The organism is Sphingobium sp. TCM1, from assembly GCF_001650725.1.
Classification (GTDB): Bacteria; Pseudomonadota; Alphaproteobacteria; order Sphingomonadales; family Sphingomonadaceae; genus Sphingobium.
In genome coordinates, this window is record NZ_LXVX01000039.1 from 14,138 (window position 1) to 28,912 (window position 14,775).

The 14,775-nt window shown below is 62.5% G+C and carries 15 protein-coding genes; 7 read left to right on the forward strand and 8 right to left on the reverse strand.

The window, feature by feature from the left end; genetic code table 11:
- Positions 1-222: 222 nt before the first annotated feature.
- Together A7Q26_RS24910 and A7Q26_RS20640 are read left to right on the forward strand one after the other, a co-directional pair.
- Positions 223-1,158: a hypothetical protein gene (locus A7Q26_RS24910; protein WP_084439254.1), complete on the forward strand. Its 936-nt coding sequence runs from the start codon at positions 223-225 to the stop codon at positions 1,156-1,158.
- Positions 1,155-2,759, forward strand: coding sequence for a DUF262 domain-containing protein (locus A7Q26_RS20640; protein ID WP_084439255.1), 1,605 nt, complete (start codon positions 1,155-1,157; stop codon positions 2,757-2,759). The genes A7Q26_RS24910 and A7Q26_RS20640 overlap by 4 nt, the downstream gene beginning before the upstream one ends.
- Before the next feature lie 131 nt (positions 2,760-2,890).
- Here A7Q26_RS20640 and A7Q26_RS20645 read toward each other — a convergent pair whose 3' ends face one another.
- The 5 genes from A7Q26_RS20645 to A7Q26_RS20665 form a co-directional block, all read right to left on the reverse strand.
- Positions 2,891-3,325: a DUF488 domain-containing protein gene (locus A7Q26_RS20645; RefSeq protein ID WP_066863851.1), complete on the reverse strand. Its 435-nt coding sequence runs from the start codon at positions 3,323-3,325 to the stop codon at positions 2,891-2,893.
- A gap of 156 nt (positions 3,326-3,481) precedes the next feature.
- Positions 3,482-6,082, reverse strand: coding sequence for a methionine synthase (gene metH / locus A7Q26_RS20650; RefSeq protein WP_066863853.1), 2,601 nt, complete (start codon positions 6,080-6,082; stop codon positions 3,482-3,484).
- Positions 6,083-6,190: 108 nt separating this feature from the next.
- Positions 6,191-7,237 carry a homocysteine S-methyltransferase family protein gene (locus A7Q26_RS20655; protein WP_066863856.1) on the reverse strand — a complete coding sequence of 349 codons (1,047 nt, stop codon included), beginning with the start codon at positions 7,235-7,237 and terminating at the stop codon, positions 6,191-6,193.
- Positions 7,234-8,157 (reverse strand): methylenetetrahydrofolate reductase, encoded by a 924-nt coding sequence (gene metF, locus A7Q26_RS20660; protein WP_066863859.1) that lies wholly within the window; start codon positions 8,155-8,157, stop codon positions 7,234-7,236. Before metF ends, A7Q26_RS20655 begins: the two co-directional genes overlap by 4 nt.
- Positions 8,154-9,125, reverse strand: coding sequence for an ArsR/SmtB family transcription factor (locus A7Q26_RS20665; RefSeq protein WP_066863862.1), 972 nt, complete (start codon positions 9,123-9,125; stop codon positions 8,154-8,156). Before A7Q26_RS20665 ends, metF begins: the two co-directional genes overlap by 4 nt.
- 215 nt (positions 9,126-9,340) lie before the next feature.
- Between A7Q26_RS20665 and A7Q26_RS20670 the strand changes: the two genes are divergently transcribed.
- Positions 9,341-9,556, forward strand: coding sequence for a circumsporozoite protein (locus A7Q26_RS20670; RefSeq protein WP_066863864.1), 216 nt, complete (start codon positions 9,341-9,343; stop codon positions 9,554-9,556).
- A 74-nt stretch (positions 9,557-9,630) separates the two neighbouring features.
- Positions 9,631-9,879 carry a hypothetical protein gene (locus A7Q26_RS20675; protein ID WP_066863867.1) on the forward strand — a complete coding sequence of 83 codons (249 nt, stop codon included), beginning with the start codon at positions 9,631-9,633 and terminating at the stop codon, positions 9,877-9,879.
- Positions 9,880-9,930: 51 nt separating this feature from the next.
- Here the strand turns inward: A7Q26_RS20675 and A7Q26_RS20680 are convergent, their stop codons facing one another.
- Positions 9,931-10,359, reverse strand: a complete 429-nt coding sequence (locus A7Q26_RS20680; RefSeq protein ID WP_066863869.1) for a glycine zipper 2TM domain-containing protein — start codon at positions 10,357-10,359, stop codon at positions 9,931-9,933.
- Positions 10,360-10,549: 190 nt separating this feature from the next.
- Between A7Q26_RS20680 and A7Q26_RS20685 the strand changes: the two genes are divergently transcribed.
- Positions 10,550-11,533, forward strand: coding sequence for an esterase-like activity of phytase family protein (locus A7Q26_RS20685; RefSeq protein ID WP_066863872.1), 984 nt, complete (start codon positions 10,550-10,552; stop codon positions 11,531-11,533).
- A 74-nt stretch (positions 11,534-11,607) separates the two neighbouring features.
- On the opposite strand, the gene rpmB is transcribed toward A7Q26_RS20685, so the two are convergent.
- Positions 11,608-11,901 carry a 50S ribosomal protein L28 gene (gene rpmB / locus A7Q26_RS20690; RefSeq protein ID WP_066863875.1) on the reverse strand — a complete coding sequence of 98 codons (294 nt, stop codon included), beginning with the start codon at positions 11,899-11,901 and terminating at the stop codon, positions 11,608-11,610.
- A gap of 145 nt (positions 11,902-12,046) precedes the next feature.
- Between rpmB and A7Q26_RS20695 the strand changes: the two genes are divergently transcribed.
- Positions 12,047-12,268: a hypothetical protein gene (locus A7Q26_RS20695; protein ID WP_066863877.1), complete on the forward strand. Its 222-nt coding sequence runs from the start codon at positions 12,047-12,049 to the stop codon at positions 12,266-12,268.
- Positions 12,269-12,444: 176 nt separating this feature from the next.
- Entirely contained in the window at positions 12,445-12,903 is a 459-nt protein-coding gene (locus A7Q26_RS20700) for a nucleoside deaminase (RefSeq protein WP_066863879.1), read from the forward strand.
- On the opposite strand, the gene A7Q26_RS20705 is transcribed toward A7Q26_RS20700, so the two are convergent.
- A complete protein-coding gene (locus A7Q26_RS20705; RefSeq protein WP_066863882.1) occupies positions 12,865-14,763 on the reverse strand; it encodes a hypothetical protein in 1,899 nt (632 codons plus the stop codon). The genes A7Q26_RS20700 and A7Q26_RS20705 overlap by 39 nt on opposite strands.
- Between the last annotated feature and the right edge of the window lie 12 nt (positions 14,764-14,775).

The window sequence follows — 14,775 nt, forward strand, 5'->3', positions numbered from 1 at the left end:
TGCAAAATGGCGGCAGGTATGGATTACGCGCCGGATTGCGCCAATTTTCGCCGTTCGGCGGCTCATTTGAATTACCCGAAAGCGGTCATTCGGTCGGAGGCGCTGTCACCGTGATGATGCCCGGCGACGGTGGTTAGGTGATTGGCGGCTTTGAAGCATGGAAGGTCTGCTAACCGCTTGACTTGAGCTTGACGAAAACCAGCTTTATCGCGCAACTGGGCTATGGCGCAGAAACCTTTGTCGGAAATCGAGTATTTTTTACAGCACGGCGACGCCATTGGTTTCCCCGCAACATACGACGGTCGCGCCTATGATTTGATGATGCGCGGCCTTCAGGGGCAGCTCCAAACCAGTCAGCTGATGACAGACCTGTCAAATAAGCTCACAGATCTTGCAAAAAGCTATGCGGGTGGACGTCCTGATCTTCTTTTTTATAATTCGAAGCCAACTGAATTTCCTGTTCTTGTTAAGCCATTCCAAAGCGTCAAAAACAAAATTTATCGTTTAAATTGCGCTTGGAACCGAGATTTTCCATTAGCCCCAAAAAAGTTCAAAATTGTAACAAAAGATAACTTTCTGGAGCACGACAAAATAAATGATCTTTTTCGGACTAGGTTGGTATGCAAGTACATGGACGGCCCCGAGTTTATAGCTCTCGGCATCAAAGACATGTGTGATGAAAAGAACATTGAATTTCGCCATTATCCCATGAGTACTGATAATGGATATCATTCTTGGCATTGCTACATGAAAATAAGCGGAGAAATACTTAGCGGCGATGAGGTGGCAGTCCGCCAAATTTGGTTAGAAATTCAAATCACCACGCAGCTAACTGAACTGATTACCGGCCTAACCCACGATTTATATGGTGGCACTAGAAATCTCTCGAGTAGTCGGAGCGACACAGACTGGAAATGGCGTCCAGAAAGTCAGCAATTTAAAGCGACCTACCTCGGTCACACACTTCATTTGCTAGAAGGGATCATTCAGACTTTTCGCGACGACGTACTTGGAATAAATCCAAATCAATCGAGCGCGAATTCGAAAAGTCTTGACGGCAGGACAGATGAAACGCTCGATACTGATATGATGGCGTATGTGCCACACCCTTCTTCTGAACAAACCGCCGAGCATGGCGAAGGAGATCAAAAATCATGATCAGCGCCCCGCAGCCTTCGGTGGTCCATCTGTTTACGGTATTTCGGCAGATTGGAGCCGGGGAACTTCGTATACCTGCGTTTCAGCGGGAATTCGTTTGGAAACCTCGGCAGATTATTGAATTACTAAACAGTGTCCGGGAACAGTATCCTATTGGAAGCATTCTTCTGTGGAGTGTTGACAGGAAAGTCTTAGAAATTGCTAGTAACAGGGTAACATCTTTTCCTGAAGTTCCTGAATTATATCCTACAAGCTATGTTTTAGATGGCATGCAGAGACTGTCATCTTTGTATGGAACATTTCATTTCAAGGATGGGGCGGATGAAATTTTTGATGTGAGGTATGATCTCAGAGCAAAGATATTTTATCACGCGACCGACCGGTCTATTTATGCAGAGGAATCTTCGATTCCAATTTCTTCTATTCTATCACCGCGTCACTTGCTTGAACAACAGGCTAGGATTGCCAGTTTGCCCGATGGTGACGAGCTTTTGGATGAGATGCTTGCGACTCAAGCTGCATTCCAAGACTATATGATCCCCATTGTGAAGATAACGGGCGCGGAAGTGGAACGGGTAGTTGGTATTTTCGAGCGAACAAACTCGACGGGTACTAGACTTGATACGGTCGACTTCATGCGAGCGATCACATGGAACCAGAATTTTGATCTGAACCATTTTCTCGATCAAGCCCATAGCTCAATAGAAGACTATGGATTTGAGCTATTCGATGAGACGATAATTAAGTGCGTCGGGCTTTTGCTAGGCGTTGACCCGTCAGACGATGGACTGCTTTCACTTCGAAGTCGAAGCGCTGCGGATCTAATTTCTGCGTTTCACGAGTTTCCGATAAAAATCAAAGTCGTTTTCGATTTTTTAAGAAATTGGCTGAAGATCGAAAACATGGCCTATGTACCTTATGAAGGACAGATATTGGTGCTGTTTAAGGCCCTGGCCGTAGAGAACGAGCGCGATCCTGATACGGTCGGCGCGTTAACTCGCTGGTTCTGGGCCGCTGGATTCAACGAAAGCTTGCGTGGTAAGCCAGATCATTACGTTGTGAAGGCCGTCGATAACTGGCGGACGATGCTTTCTGGGCGCTTGCGTGGCCTTGAACCGAGGCTGCGACTCAACGCTCAAGATTTTCAAGGTCGACGGCTGATAACTGGCAAAGCATTGTCTGGGGCATTCGCAGCAATGTTTGCCCATCACAAAGCTAAAAGCTTGATTACTGGGGAGGTTATCCCCGCTAGCGCTTTTATGTCCGCTTCAGATTTAACATCGTTTCAATCAATTTTCGATCGAAGTGATCTAGCTCGTCATGGATACGATGTTGGCCCTTCTGCAAGGATATTTCCGAATATTATATTGTCTAATAGCTCAGAAGAAACCGGCGCAGGTCACGATTGGCGGCAATACATCATTAGAATGTTCGAGGACGGGAGAGAAGACGTCCTTGCTTCTCAATTTATAAATGAGCAAGCTACGCACTGCTTGCTGGATGATAATGTGCAGGCATTTTTAGATGTTAGATCTCAAAGCCTTTGGGATTATGCACATTCTCTGGTTGATGACGGGCCATCTCTCATGGAATATAATTGATCATTTTCTACAATGTCGACATTTCACCACGAGCCAACGCCCTACGAGCGCCATACCGAAGATCGTGTCCGACAACTATCGCCTCCCGCCGGGCGTTAAGCCGACATTCCGCCATCGGCCATTAACGGCCACTACCCCACAAACAAATCCACCTGCTCCGCGTCGGGCAGCACCGCGTCCAGCAGCAGCGAACGGTGGCAGGCTGCGGGATCGCGTTCGAAGCAGAGCAGGGCCGTGGGCGTTTCCGCCGCCATGTCCTTGAGCTGTTCCGCCTGCACGATCGCCTCCGGCAGGTCGAGCTGGCGGGCGTAGATTTCGGCGAGGCGGGCGTGGTGGCCCTTGCGTGCGGCCTCCCGCCCTTCGGCAGGCGTGCCCAGCGCCTTGAGCCCGACATAGTCGATCCCCGCTTCGCGCAGGCCGGCGGCGAGGATGTTCTTCGAGAAGCCGGGCCGCCGCGACAGCGGCACCGCGCGGACATCGGCCAGCAGGCGCACGCCCGCCTGCGTCAGCGTCGCGATCAGTTCCGCCTGCGTCGCGCCTTCATAGCCGATGGTGAAGATCTTCATCGAGGGGAGATAGGGATTGGGGGACGGACCGCCAGTCTCTTTTGCCGACGGCGATGCGCTTTATCGCGGGGCGCATGGCCCACCCCGCTGCGACTGGCGCGCTACGCGTGCAAGTCTCGCTGCCCCTCCCGGAAACGGGAGGGGCGTAAAGAGGGATCAGTCCAGGTTCGGCCGCAGATAGCGTTCCGCCGTGTCGAGGTCGATGCCGCGCCGCTGCGCATAATCTTCCATCTGGTCGCGGCCGACGCGGGCGACGCCGAAATATTCGGCCTGGGCGTGGCCGAAATAGAAGCCGCTGACCGCCGCCGTCGGCAGCATGGCGAAGCTTTCGGTCAGGGTGATGCCGGTCGCGTGATGGGCGTCGAGCATGTCGAACAGGATGGGCTTGAGGCTATGTTCCGGGCAGGCGGGATAGCCGGGCGCGGGGCGGATGCCGCGATATTGCTCCCTGATGAGCGCCTCGTTGGTCAGCTGCTCCCCCTCCGCATAGCCCCAGAGCGCGGTGCGGACATAATGGTGGAGCCGTTCGGCGAAGGCTTCGGCGAGGCGGTCGGCCAGCGCCTTCAGCAGAATGTCCGAATAATCGTCGATCGCCGCCTTGAACCGGGCCAGATGCGGCTCGATGCCGTGGATCGACACGGCGAAACCGCCCATCCAGTCGCCGTTCGGGCTGATGAAGTCGGCGAGACACATATTGGCCCGCCCTTCGCGCTTGGCGATCTGCTGGCGCAGCATGGGGAGGCGATAATGTTTCTCGTCCTCGACATGGACGACGATGTCGTCGCCTTCGCGGCGGCAGGGCCACAGGCCCGCGACGCCGCGCGCGGTCAGCCATTTTTCGCTGACGATCCGGTCCAGCATCTTCTGCGCGTCGGCGAAGAGGCTGCGGGCGCTTTCGCCCACCACCGCATCGTCCAGGATCGCCGGGTAATTGCCCGCCAGTTCCCAGGCGCGGAAGAAGGGGGTCCAGTCGATATACTGCACCAGATCCTTCAGATCCCAGTCGGGGAATGTATGGACACCGGGCAGCAGGGGGCGCGGGGCCTTGAGGCTTTCGTCCATGTCGAAGGCGTTGGCGCGGGCATCCTCGATGCTGAGCAGCTGGCTCTGGCCCTTGCCCTCGCGCGCCTTGCGGACATGGTCGTAATCGTCCTTGGTCTTGCGGACGAAATCCTCCTTCTGCGTTTCGGAGACGAGCGCGGTGGCGACGCCGACGGCGCGGCTGGCGTCCAGCACATGCACCACCGGGCCGGTGAAGGCGGGGTCGATGCGCAGCGCGGTATGGACCTTCGACGTGGTGGCGCCGCCGATCAGCAGCGGCATGGTCATGCCCGCGCGCTGCATTTCGACCGCCACCGTCACCATCTCGTCCAGCGAGGGGGTGATGAGGCCGGAGAGGCCGATCATGTCGGCGTCATGATCGTTCGCGGCCTTGAGGATGTCCTGCCAGGGCACCATGACGCCCATGTCGACCACCTCGAAGCCGTTGCATTGCAGCACGACGCCGACGATATTCTTGCCGATGTCATGAACGTCGCCCTTGACCGTGGCCATGATGATCTTGCCCTTGCCCTTGGCGCCGGGTTCCTTGGCGGCCTCGATATAGGGAAGGAGATGGGCAACCGCCTTCTTCATGACGCGGGCGGATTTCACGACCTGGGGCAGGAACATCTTGCCCGCGCCGAACAGGTCGCCGACGACGTTCATGCCGTCCATCAGCGGGCCTTCGATCACCTGGATGGGCTTTTCGGCGGCGAGGCGGGCTTCTTCCGTATCCTCGACCACATACATGTCGATGCCCTTGACCAGCGCATGTTCCAGCCGCTTGGCGACCGGCCAGCCGCGCCATTCCTGCGCGGCCTTTTCCGACGCGGCGTCCTTGCCCTTGAAGGATTCCGCGAGCGCGACGAGGCGGTCGCCGGCTTCGGGGTCGGTATTGAGGAGGACATCCTCGCACGCCTTGCGCAGGGCGGGGTCGATCGCGTCATAGACGTCGAGCTGGCCCGCATTGACGATCGCCATGTCGAGCCCGGCGGGGATGGCGTGGTAGAGGAAGACGCTGTGCATCGCGCGGCGGACCGGCTCGTTGCCGCGGAAGGAGAAGGAGAAGTTGGACAGGCCGCCCGAGATATGGACGTGCGGGCAGCGCGCCTTGATCTCGCGGCACGCCTCGATGAAGTCGACGCCGTAATTGTTATGCTCTTCGATCCCCGTCGCCACGGCGAAGATATTGGGATCGAAGATGATGTCCTCCGGCGGGAAACCGATGGTCATCAGCAGCTTGTAGGCGCGCTCGCAAATCTCGACCTTGCGCTGCTTCGTGTCGGCCTGGCCGGTCTCGTCAAAGGCCATGACGACCACGGCGGCGCCATAGGCCATGCAGAGTTTCGCATGATGCAGGAAGGCCTCCTCGCCCTCCTTCATGCTGATCGAGTTGACGACCGGCTTGCCGCTGACGCATTTCAGCCCGGCTTCGATGACTTCCCATTTTGAGCTGTCGATCATGACGGGGACGCGGCTGATGTCCGGTTCCGATGTCATGAGTTTCAGGAAGGTGGTCATCGCCTCGACCGCGTCGAGCAGCCCTTCGTCCATGTTGACATCGACGATCTGCGCGCCATTTTCCACCTGCTCGCGCGCGATGTCGATGGCGGCGGCATAGTCGCCCGCCATGATGAGCTTCTTGAACTTGGCCGAGCCGGTGACGTTGGTGCGTTCGCCGATATTGACGAAGGTGGCGGTCGATTTCTGGGTCATCTGATTCTCTCTCCCCTCCCTTCAGGGAGGAGTCGGGGGAGGGCATGTCGGAGAGCAAGCGTTTACAGGCCCTCCCCTAACCCCTCCCTGAAGGGAGGGGAACTATGGTCAGGCCGCGATGTGCATCGGTTCGAGGCCTGCGAGCCTTGTCACCACGGGCAGTTCCGGCACGACACGCGGCTTGTGCCCCGCCAACGCCTTGGCCACCGCGCCGATATGCGCGGGCGTCGTGCCGCAGCAGCCGCCGACCATGTTGACCAGCCCCTCATCCACCCACTGGCGGATGAGGCTGGCGGTGGTTTCCGGCAGCTCGTCATATTGGCCCAGTTCGTTGGGCAGGCCCGCATTGGGATAGGCCAGGATCAGCGTGTCGGCATTTTTCGACAATTCGCTCAAATAAGGCCGCAGCAGGTCCGCGCCGAAGGCGCAGTTCACGCCGATGGTGAGCGGCTTCAGGTGCCGCAGCGAATACCAGAAGGCGTTGATCGTGTGACCCGACAGGTTGCGGCCCGACATGTCGGTGATGGTGAAGCTGAGCATCAGCGGCACGGCGCGGCCCGCCGCTGCCTCCGCCTCGCGCGCCGCCATGCCCGCCGCCTTGGCATTGAGCGTATCGAAGCAGGTTTCGACCAGCAGGAAATCGACGCCTCCTGCGATCAGCGCGTCGCACTGCTCGCGATAATCGGCCTTGAGCGTATCATAATCGACTTCGCGATAGGCCGGATCGTTGACGTCGGGCGAGATGCTGAGCGTCTTGTTCGTCGGGCCGATCGAGCCGCAGACGAAGCGCGGCTTGCCGTCCTTCGCGGTCGCAGCCTCGCACGCCTTGCGGGCGATCTTCGCGGCGGCGACGTTGATGTCCCACACCAGATGTTCGCAGCCATAATCGGCCATGGCGATCTTGGTGGACGAGAAGGTGTTGGTCTCGATCATGTCGGCGCCATTGTCGAGATAGGCGGTGTGGATACCCTCGACGATGTCGGGCCGGGTCAGGCAGAGCAGGTCGTTATTGCCTTTCTGGTCCTTGGCCAGGTCCAGCGACCCGCGATAATCGGCTTCGGTCAGGCCATGTTTCTGGATCGACGTGCCATAGCCGCCGTCGAAGATCAGGATCTTTTCCGCCGCCAGGGCGCGCAACTGTGCTTCGGCGCTCATGCTGCCTTCTCCGATTGGGCGACCGCCGCTGCATTGGGCCGCAGCCCGAGCAGGTGGCAGATCGCGTAGCTATGTTCCGCCCGGTTGAGCGTGTAGAAATGAAAGTCGCGCACGCCGCCTTCATAGAGTTTGCGGCAGAGTTCCGCCGCGATCGTGGCCGACACCAGTTGCCGGGCGGCGGGATGATCGTCCAGCCCCTCGAACAGGCGCGCCATCCAGCTGGGCACGTCGGTGTTGCACATGGCGGCCATGCGCTGGGTCGCGGCGAAATTGCTGACCGGCATGATGCCCGGCACGATGTCCGCGCTGATCCCCGCCGCCGCCGTCCGGTCGAGGAAGCGGAAATAGGTTTCGGGCGCGAAGAAGAATTGCGTGATGGCGCGGGTCGCCCCGGCGTCCAGCTTGCGCTTGAGATTGTCGAGGTCGCTCTGCGCGCTCGCCGCTTCGGGATGGACTTCGGGATAGGCGGACACCGAAATTTCGAACGGATGCTGGCGCATCAGACCGTCGACCAGATCGGCCGCGCCGGCGTAACCGTCCGGGTGCGGTTCGAACCGGCCGCCCGCTTCGGGCGGATCGCCGCGCAGCGCGACGATATGGCGCACCCCCGCCTCCCAATAGGCGTCGGCGATCTCTGCGATCTCGCCCTTGCTGGCGGCGACGCAGGTCAGATGGGCGGCCGCCGCCAGCGGCGTTTCCTGCGCGATCCGGGCGACAGTGTTGTGGGTGCGCTCGCGCGTAGAACCGCCCGCGCCATAGGTGACCGACACAAATTTGGGCGCCAGCGGCGTCAGCGTTTCGATCGCCGACCAGAGCTGCGTTTCCATCTTCTCCGTCTTGGGCGGGAAGAATTCGAAACTGACATGGCAGTCGCCGGCCAGATCCGCGTAAAGCGGTGCAGCAGGATCATTGAGGGTCATGCGGAAATCCGTCCTTCGATGGGCAGGACGCGCGCGCTCCGGCGCCGGCCCAGCCAGAGTTGCACCGTCAGTTCCTGGCCGGGCAGCGTTTCCACCCGTTCCAGTTCCAGGCCCGCCTGCGCGAACCAGCGTTCGATCTGTTCGTCGGCAAAGCCCAGCCGCGCATGTTGGTCGCGCACGCGCAGCTCTTCGCGTTCATGCGGCGCGAAATCGGCGATCAGCACCCGCCCCTGCGCCGCCGTCACCCGCGCCGCCTCGGCAATCACCACCTCGGGCGCCTGTGCATAATGCAGCACCTGGTGGAGCACGACCGTGTCGATGCTGCCGGGCGCCAACGGCAGGTCCAGGAAATCCCCCAGCAGCAGCGCATATTTGTCGCCCGCATCCTGCGGCAGCTTGGCACGGGCGAGCCGCAGCATGTCGGGGCTGCGATCAAGCGCCGTCACCTGATCCGCCGCATCGCCCAGCAGTTCGATCATCCGCCCAGTGCCGGTGCCGACGTCCAGCAGATGGCCGATCGGCTCGCGCGCCAGCAGGCTGCGTATCGCCGCCTCCACCTGCGCCTCGGGCACATGGAGCGACCGGATCGCGTCCCATTCCTCGGCATGTTCGGCGAAATAGGCTTCGGCCGCGCTGGCGCGGTCGGCCCGGACCGCCGCCAGCCGGGCCAGGTCCGCCGCCTGCCACAATTTCTCGCCCTCAGACGGGGTCAACCGGTCGAACAGGTCGAGAAAGGGCGCGACCTCCCCGCCCCGGCCCAGCCGCAGGAAGACCCAGTTTCCCTCCTTGCGGCGTTCGACCAGCCCGGCTTCCGCCAGGATGCGGACATGGCGCGACACGCGCGGCTGGCTCTGCCCCACGACCTGCGCGATCTCGCCCACGGCCAGTTCCATCGCCCGCAGCAGGTGGACGATCCGCAGCCGCGTCGGGTCGCCCAGAGCGCGGAAAATGTCGAGAGCGGACAGCATGGCGCCATCATATAAAGAAATCTTTATATGCGTCAATGCTCCTCATTTCCGCGACTCGCGAGCCAAAGGAGGTAGCGCAACCACCCCGATTTGCATGAATGGGATTGCCTTGCTCTTTCCAAAGCATTACGAATCGCGACGCAGGCGCAATGGGGGGTGAGCTTTTCTCCGAGAGTGGTCTGCATCTTTTTTTTCTCAGAGAGGGGTTGTTGCCCATGACCAAGTCGATTGCTCTTTCGCTCGTTCTCGCCGCTTCGCTCGGCCTCGCTGCCTGCTCGGGCGGCACGGAAAACGCCGCGAACAACGCTGCCAACGCCGCCGAGAATGCTTCGAACGCTGCCGACAACGCCATGAACGCCGCGCTGAACGCTGCCGACAATGCCGCGAACGCTGCGTCGAACGCGACCAACAACGTCGCCAACGCGATGTAAGTCCCGTTTTCGGGAAGATTTCGGAAAAGGGTCGCGCCGGCAACGGTGCGGCCCTTTTTCATGGGAGAGACAGGATGCACCGCCGACGGGCGATCCTTTGCGCGCTGGTCGCCCTGGCCGGATGTGGCGCGGAGCCGGACGATGGCGTCGGCGGCGTCAGCGCCAGCGAGGCGCGCGCGCTGAACGAAGCAGCCGCCCTGCTCGACGCCCGGAGCGGCGCGGCGCGAGACGAGGCGGGGCTGAATCCCGCAGCGCGGGCGGCAGCGGCGGCCGATCGTCGCCGCATGGTGCCCACGCCCATCCCCGAAACAGCGGCACGATAAAGGGCCGCTCCTTGCGGAACGGCCCTTCCCGTTGTTCAGCGTCGCATCGGCTCAGCAGTTGCGGTCGATCGCCCGGCCCGCCAGCGCGCCCACGCCGGCACCGATGATCGCCCCTGTGGTGCCATCGCCCCGGCGGCCATAGCGGCCCGAACCCTTGCCGACTTCATTGCCGAGCAGGCCACCGGCGATCGCGCCGATGATGGTGCCGCCCGTGCCATTGTCCCGGCAGCGATAGCCGCCACGATAGCGGTCACCGCGATAATAATTGTTGCGATAATAACGATCGCCGCGGTAGCCGCGATAATAGTCGCCGCGATAGCCGCGATCGCCACGGTAGCCGCGATCACCACGATAATAATCGCCGCGCTCATAGCCGCGATAATAGCCGTCGCGGGCCATGGCCGGCGTGGCGGTGACGGCCAGGGAAGCAGCGCCCATCGCCAGAGCGGCTCCCATATTCACTAGAAACTTCATTTTCATGGCGTTGCTCCTTCCATAAGCCATCATCATGGGCGAGGGTCCGGAAAACGGGATTCGCCATTGATTGACGTCCTTATGGGCGATTCAGCTTGAGCCGCGCCTGAATGTCGCCGTCAGCCGCCGTTCACCTGCAAACGGCCTGCCACTGCTTTGCTGCGTCCTGCCGGATAATCGCCTATGGCACGGGATAATGACGCGAATCCTGATCGTGCTGGCGCTCGCCATCCTGCTGCTGCCAGCCCCTCCCCCCGGCAAACCGGAAGGCGTGCACCCCGGCGCGCTGCTCGTCACGGCGCGCGCGCTCGCGCTGAATGCCGGCGATCCGGCGGCGCGGCGGGCCGGGGATCTCCGCTATCTGGGCGGCTGGGAGCTGCGCAGCGCCAATCCGGGCTTCGGCGGCATTTCCGCGCTGCTGGCGTCGCCGACGGGCGACCTGCTGGGCCTGAGCGATTCCGGTGTGCTGATGGGATTCCATGTCGGGGCCGGCCCGCCACGGCGACGGCCCTTCATCGCCCCGCTGCCGGTACGCGCCCAGGACCGACACCGCCCCTGGTGGGCATGGGATGCCGAATCGATCACTCATGACCCTGCCAGCGACCGCTATTGGGTCGGCTTCGAACTGGAGCAGGCCATCTGCCGCTATTCCCCCGGCTTCGCCCGCGTCGAGGGATGCCGGACCTGGCCCGAGTTGGTCGCTTGGCCCAAGACCGGGTCGATCGAATCGCTCTCCCGCCTGCCGGACGGCCGCTTCCTGGCGATCGGGGAGATGGGGATGACGCCGGACGGGCGGCACGAGGTGCTGCTCTTCCCCGGCGATCCGGCCGACCATGGCACGGCCGACCCCATTCATCTGCGCTATGCGCCGCCGCAGGGCTATCGCCCGACCGACGTGGTGGCGCTGGATGCGCGGCACCTGCTGGTGCTGAACCGCCGGCTGACCTTGCAGGAATTGTTCACCGCGACGATCGCGATCGTCGACCTGCCCGAGCGGATGGAGCCGGGCGCGCTGCTCAAGGCGCGCACCCTCGCCCGGCTCGCGCCGCCGCTGCTAGCCGACAATTTCGAAGGCATGGCCTTGACCCGCGAGGCCGGCCGGCCGGTCCTCTGGGTTATTTCCGACGACAATCACGAATTTTTCCAGCGCACGCTGCTGCTGAAATTCGGGTTGGACTGACCCGGCCCCATTCTGAACGCAAAAAAGCGGCCCGGTGAGGGGCCGCTCCTTATGCCGAAACGAATCGAAACGAATCAGGCCGCGACGGCGGCCTTCTTCTTGGCAATGTCGCGCTTCAGGCGACGCGCCTTCAGCGACAGCTTGTCGTCGCTGGTCTTGAGCAGCCAGTTGTCCAGCCCGCCATTATGCTCGACCGAGCGCAGACCATGGGTCGACACGCGCAGCTTGACGCTGGTTTCCAGCGCTTCGGAGATCAGCGAGACGTTCTGCAGGTTGGGCAGGAACACACGCTTGGTCTTGTTATTGGCGTGGGAAACATTGTGACCCACCTGGCGACCCTTGCCGGTCAGCTCGCAAATGCGCGACATAGTCAATCAACCTTTGAATTCGGGTTCGTTCGGAAAGCCGCGCCGATAACGGGATTCCCTGTCCCCGTCAACCCGCAGCAAGGCTGGATCGCAACCCTTGGCGGTCCAGCGCGTTGAAAGGGCAACTAGCCCAAGGGAGGCGGATATGCGAATCATTGGTGGATTGCTGCTCATCATTCTGCTCGTACTGGCCGGCGGCATCGCCACGGGCTTCATCGACCTGCAAAAGACGCAGGAGGGTCGCCTGCCCGAAATCGCGGTCAAGGAAGGCGCGCTGCCCAAATATGAAGCGAGCGTGGCCAAGGTCGAGGTCGGCACGCGCAACGAAACGGTCGAAGTGCCCACGGTGGACGTGAAGAAGCCGTGAACGCTGTCTGATGCGCCTTCGGCGCGGTGCGGCACCGGCCCGCTCCTCCCACCCAACCACCCATATAATATTGCCGTTGGGTGGCCGAGCGGGGCATCGGGCCGGCTCTGCATCGCGTGCGCGCCTAATGTCGCCCAATCCTTTCACCCGATTGCATCATCCTGTAACGGCGGGGGATGGCTCCGCCCTTTCCCCTGCCCGCGCCCATGCGCCGCGCGCTCGACCTCGCCCGCGCGGCGGAGGCGGCGGGCGAGGTACCGATCGGCGCGGTGGTGACGAAGGACGGCGCGATCATCGGCGAGGGCGAAAATCGCAACCGGCGCGACCATGATCCCAGCGCCCATGCCGAAATCGTCGCGATGCGCGCGGCAGCGGCGCGGCTCGGCGATTTCCGGCTGACCGGCTGCGACCTCTGGGTCACGCTGGAGCCGTGCCCGATGTGCGCGGGCGCCATATCGCACGCCCGGATCGCGCGGCTCTATTATGCGGCCGCCGATCCCAAGGGCGGCGCGATCGAGCAGGGGCCGCGCCTCTTCACCCAGCCGCAATGCCTGCATCGGCCCGATGTCTATGGCGGCATCGCCGAGGCCGAGGCCTCAGCGCTGCTGCGGGCCTTCTTTCTCGCCCGACGGTGAATAGAGTATCCGGTAGACTTGATAGGGCATGGTCATGCCGGTCTTGAGCGCCACCGGGACCAGCCAGTCGGGCCGCTCGCCGCGCATCAGGCCAGCATAGAAGCCGCGCGGGCTGCGCGCCTGATAAATGGTGCCTTCGGGAAAATTGGGGCAGACCAGCAGATAGGTGGCATGATGCTTCGCGGCGATCGCGCGGAAGCCGCTCGCCGGACCGTCGAAGGCATGGTGGATGTCGAGGATCGTCGCGCCGTTGCGATGATAGGGACCGGCCAGCGCGCTGTGATGCGTGGTCGCCAGGATGCGCGGGCCGAGGTCCACCATGGTGAAGATGGTCGCGGCAGGCAGCTGGTCCAGTTGTTCCAGCGCCGGCAGGGTGCGGCAACGGCCATTGGCCTTCTTGATCGCGTCGTTCCGCGCGATGGCGGAGGGCCGCCATGGCCGGGGCTTGCTGCCCGTCGCCTCCTGCCAGAGCGTCACAGCCTGCGGATAGAGCGGATAGGCGAAGGCGATCAGGCCCAGCAGCGCCACGCCCGTGCCCGCCGCGATCCGCGCCCTGCGGCTGCCCGTCAGCACCGCCGCGACCAGCCGGTGCGCGGCCCACGCGGCGGGCGGGATCGCCAGCAACTGCGCCGCCGGCCCGGCGCGCAGCTGCCAGAAGAGCAAGGCGGTCGAAAAGAGCATCATCAGCCCCACCGTCGCCCAGGCCCAGAGCCGTTCCGCATCGCGCCGCGAATCCCACAGCGCCCAGAGCAGGCCGACAAGGCCCGCCGCCGGGATCGCCAGCAGCGGCACGACCAGGCTTTGCGCCTGCGCGGTGATCGGCTTCGCTTCCCGGATATTGGCGAGCCACAGCCGCTCCAGTTCGGGCGAAATCTGATAGGGGCGCAGGCATTGCGGCCAGTTCATCCAGAAGAACAGCGCCACCGCCCCGCCCACGACCGCGCCCGCGGCCAGCCGCGCCGGCCAGCCACGCAGGGGCGCCAGCGACAGGATCACCATGCCCGCGCCCGCCGCGCCGAACACCGCCACCCAGACGGGCGACAGCGCGTCGCAGACCATCGCCCGGTTGGCGTAGCTGGCGAAGAGCAGGTAGAAGAGCGAGGTCGCGCCCGCCAGGCTCAGCGCATAGGGCAGCATCCGCCGCTCCGCGCCCGGCCGGAACACCCAACGCAGCGCGATGAGGCCGCCGCCCGCCGCCAGATAGACGATCATCTCCATGCCGATGGCGATGGACAGCGCGCTGCTTATCCCCGCCATCACCCCGCCGCGCAGGCGATTTTCGTCGATCACCCCGGCCAGCATGGTCAGCGCCAGCGCCAGTTGCCAGCCATGATGGTCGATCCGCATCGGCGCATACATGCCCAGCCCCATCTGCGCGGCGAGCGGCGCCAGGACGGCAAGCACCCAGCCATTGGGTCCGGCCAGCCGCCGCCCGATAAAGCCCAGGCTCAGCATCAGCAGCAGCAGCGGCAGCAGCGGCGCGATGGCGCAGGCGAGACGATCGGCCAACCCCTGGTCGACGAAGGCGCGGAAGAAGAGGATCAGCCCGGCCAGCGGGATGTCGACGATGCGCGACCAGTGGATGTCGGCCCCGCCCGGCGGATCGAGCCGATACTGGCGCAGGTCGTACCAGCCCTGCCCCGCGAGCCAGTCCTTCACCTGGACATAGCGGATATTGTCGTCGGTATCGCTGAGCACCAGCCAGTGGACCGCCGGCCAGCGCGTCGCCACGAAGGTGACGGCGACGATGATCCACAGCAGGAAGGTCAGCCATTTCCAGTGGCGCGCGCCATGGACGGACAGGAGCGCCGCCAGCCGGCAGGCGCGCGCGCGCAGGGTTTCACCGCTATGCAAGGTCATGCGCGTGGATTA

Bases quoted from the DNA above. Each gene is read 5' to 3' on its own strand.
- A7Q26_RS20680 (WP_066863869.1), bottom strand. From the start codon at position 10,359: ATGAAAATGAAGTTTCTAGTGAATATGGGAGCCGCTCTGGCGATGGGC.
- metH (WP_066863853.1), bottom strand. From the start codon at position 6,082: ATGACCCAGAAATCGACCGCCACCTTCGTCAATATCGGCGAACGCACC.
- metF (WP_066863859.1), bottom strand. From the start codon at position 8,157: ATGACCCTCAATGATCCTGCTGCACCGCTTTACGCGGATCTGGCCGGC.
- A7Q26_RS20655 (WP_066863856.1), bottom strand. From the start codon at position 7,237: ATGAGCGCCGAAGCACAGTTGCGCGCCCTGGCGGCGGAAAAGATCCTG.
- A7Q26_RS24910 (WP_084439254.1), top strand. From the start codon at position 223: ATGGCGCAGAAACCTTTGTCGGAAATCGAGTATTTTTTACAGCACGGC.
- A7Q26_RS20640 (WP_084439255.1), top strand. From the start codon at position 1,155: ATGATCAGCGCCCCGCAGCCTTCGGTGGTCCATCTGTTTACGGTATTT.
- A7Q26_RS20695 (WP_066863877.1), top strand. From the start codon at position 12,047: ATGCGAATCATTGGTGGATTGCTGCTCATCATTCTGCTCGTACTGGCC.
- A7Q26_RS20645 (WP_066863851.1), bottom strand. From the start codon at position 3,325: ATGAAGATCTTCACCATCGGCTATGAAGGCGCGACGCAGGCGGAACTG.
- A7Q26_RS20685 (WP_066863872.1), top strand. From the start codon at position 10,550: ATGACGCGAATCCTGATCGTGCTGGCGCTCGCCATCCTGCTGCTGCCA.
- A7Q26_RS20670 (WP_066863864.1), top strand. From the start codon at position 9,341: ATGACCAAGTCGATTGCTCTTTCGCTCGTTCTCGCCGCTTCGCTCGGC.
- rpmB (WP_066863875.1), bottom strand. From the start codon at position 11,901: ATGTCGCGCATTTGCGAGCTGACCGGCAAGGGTCGCCAGGTGGGTCAC.
- A7Q26_RS20700 (WP_066863879.1), top strand. From the start codon at position 12,445: ATGGCTCCGCCCTTTCCCCTGCCCGCGCCCATGCGCCGCGCGCTCGAC.
- A7Q26_RS20705 (WP_066863882.1), bottom strand. From the start codon at position 14,763: ATGACCTTGCATAGCGGTGAAACCCTGCGCGCGCGCGCCTGCCGGCTG.
- A7Q26_RS20675 (WP_066863867.1), top strand. From the start codon at position 9,631: ATGCACCGCCGACGGGCGATCCTTTGCGCGCTGGTCGCCCTGGCCGGA.
- A7Q26_RS20665 (WP_066863862.1), bottom strand. From the start codon at position 9,125: ATGCTGTCCGCTCTCGACATTTTCCGCGCTCTGGGCGACCCGACGCGG.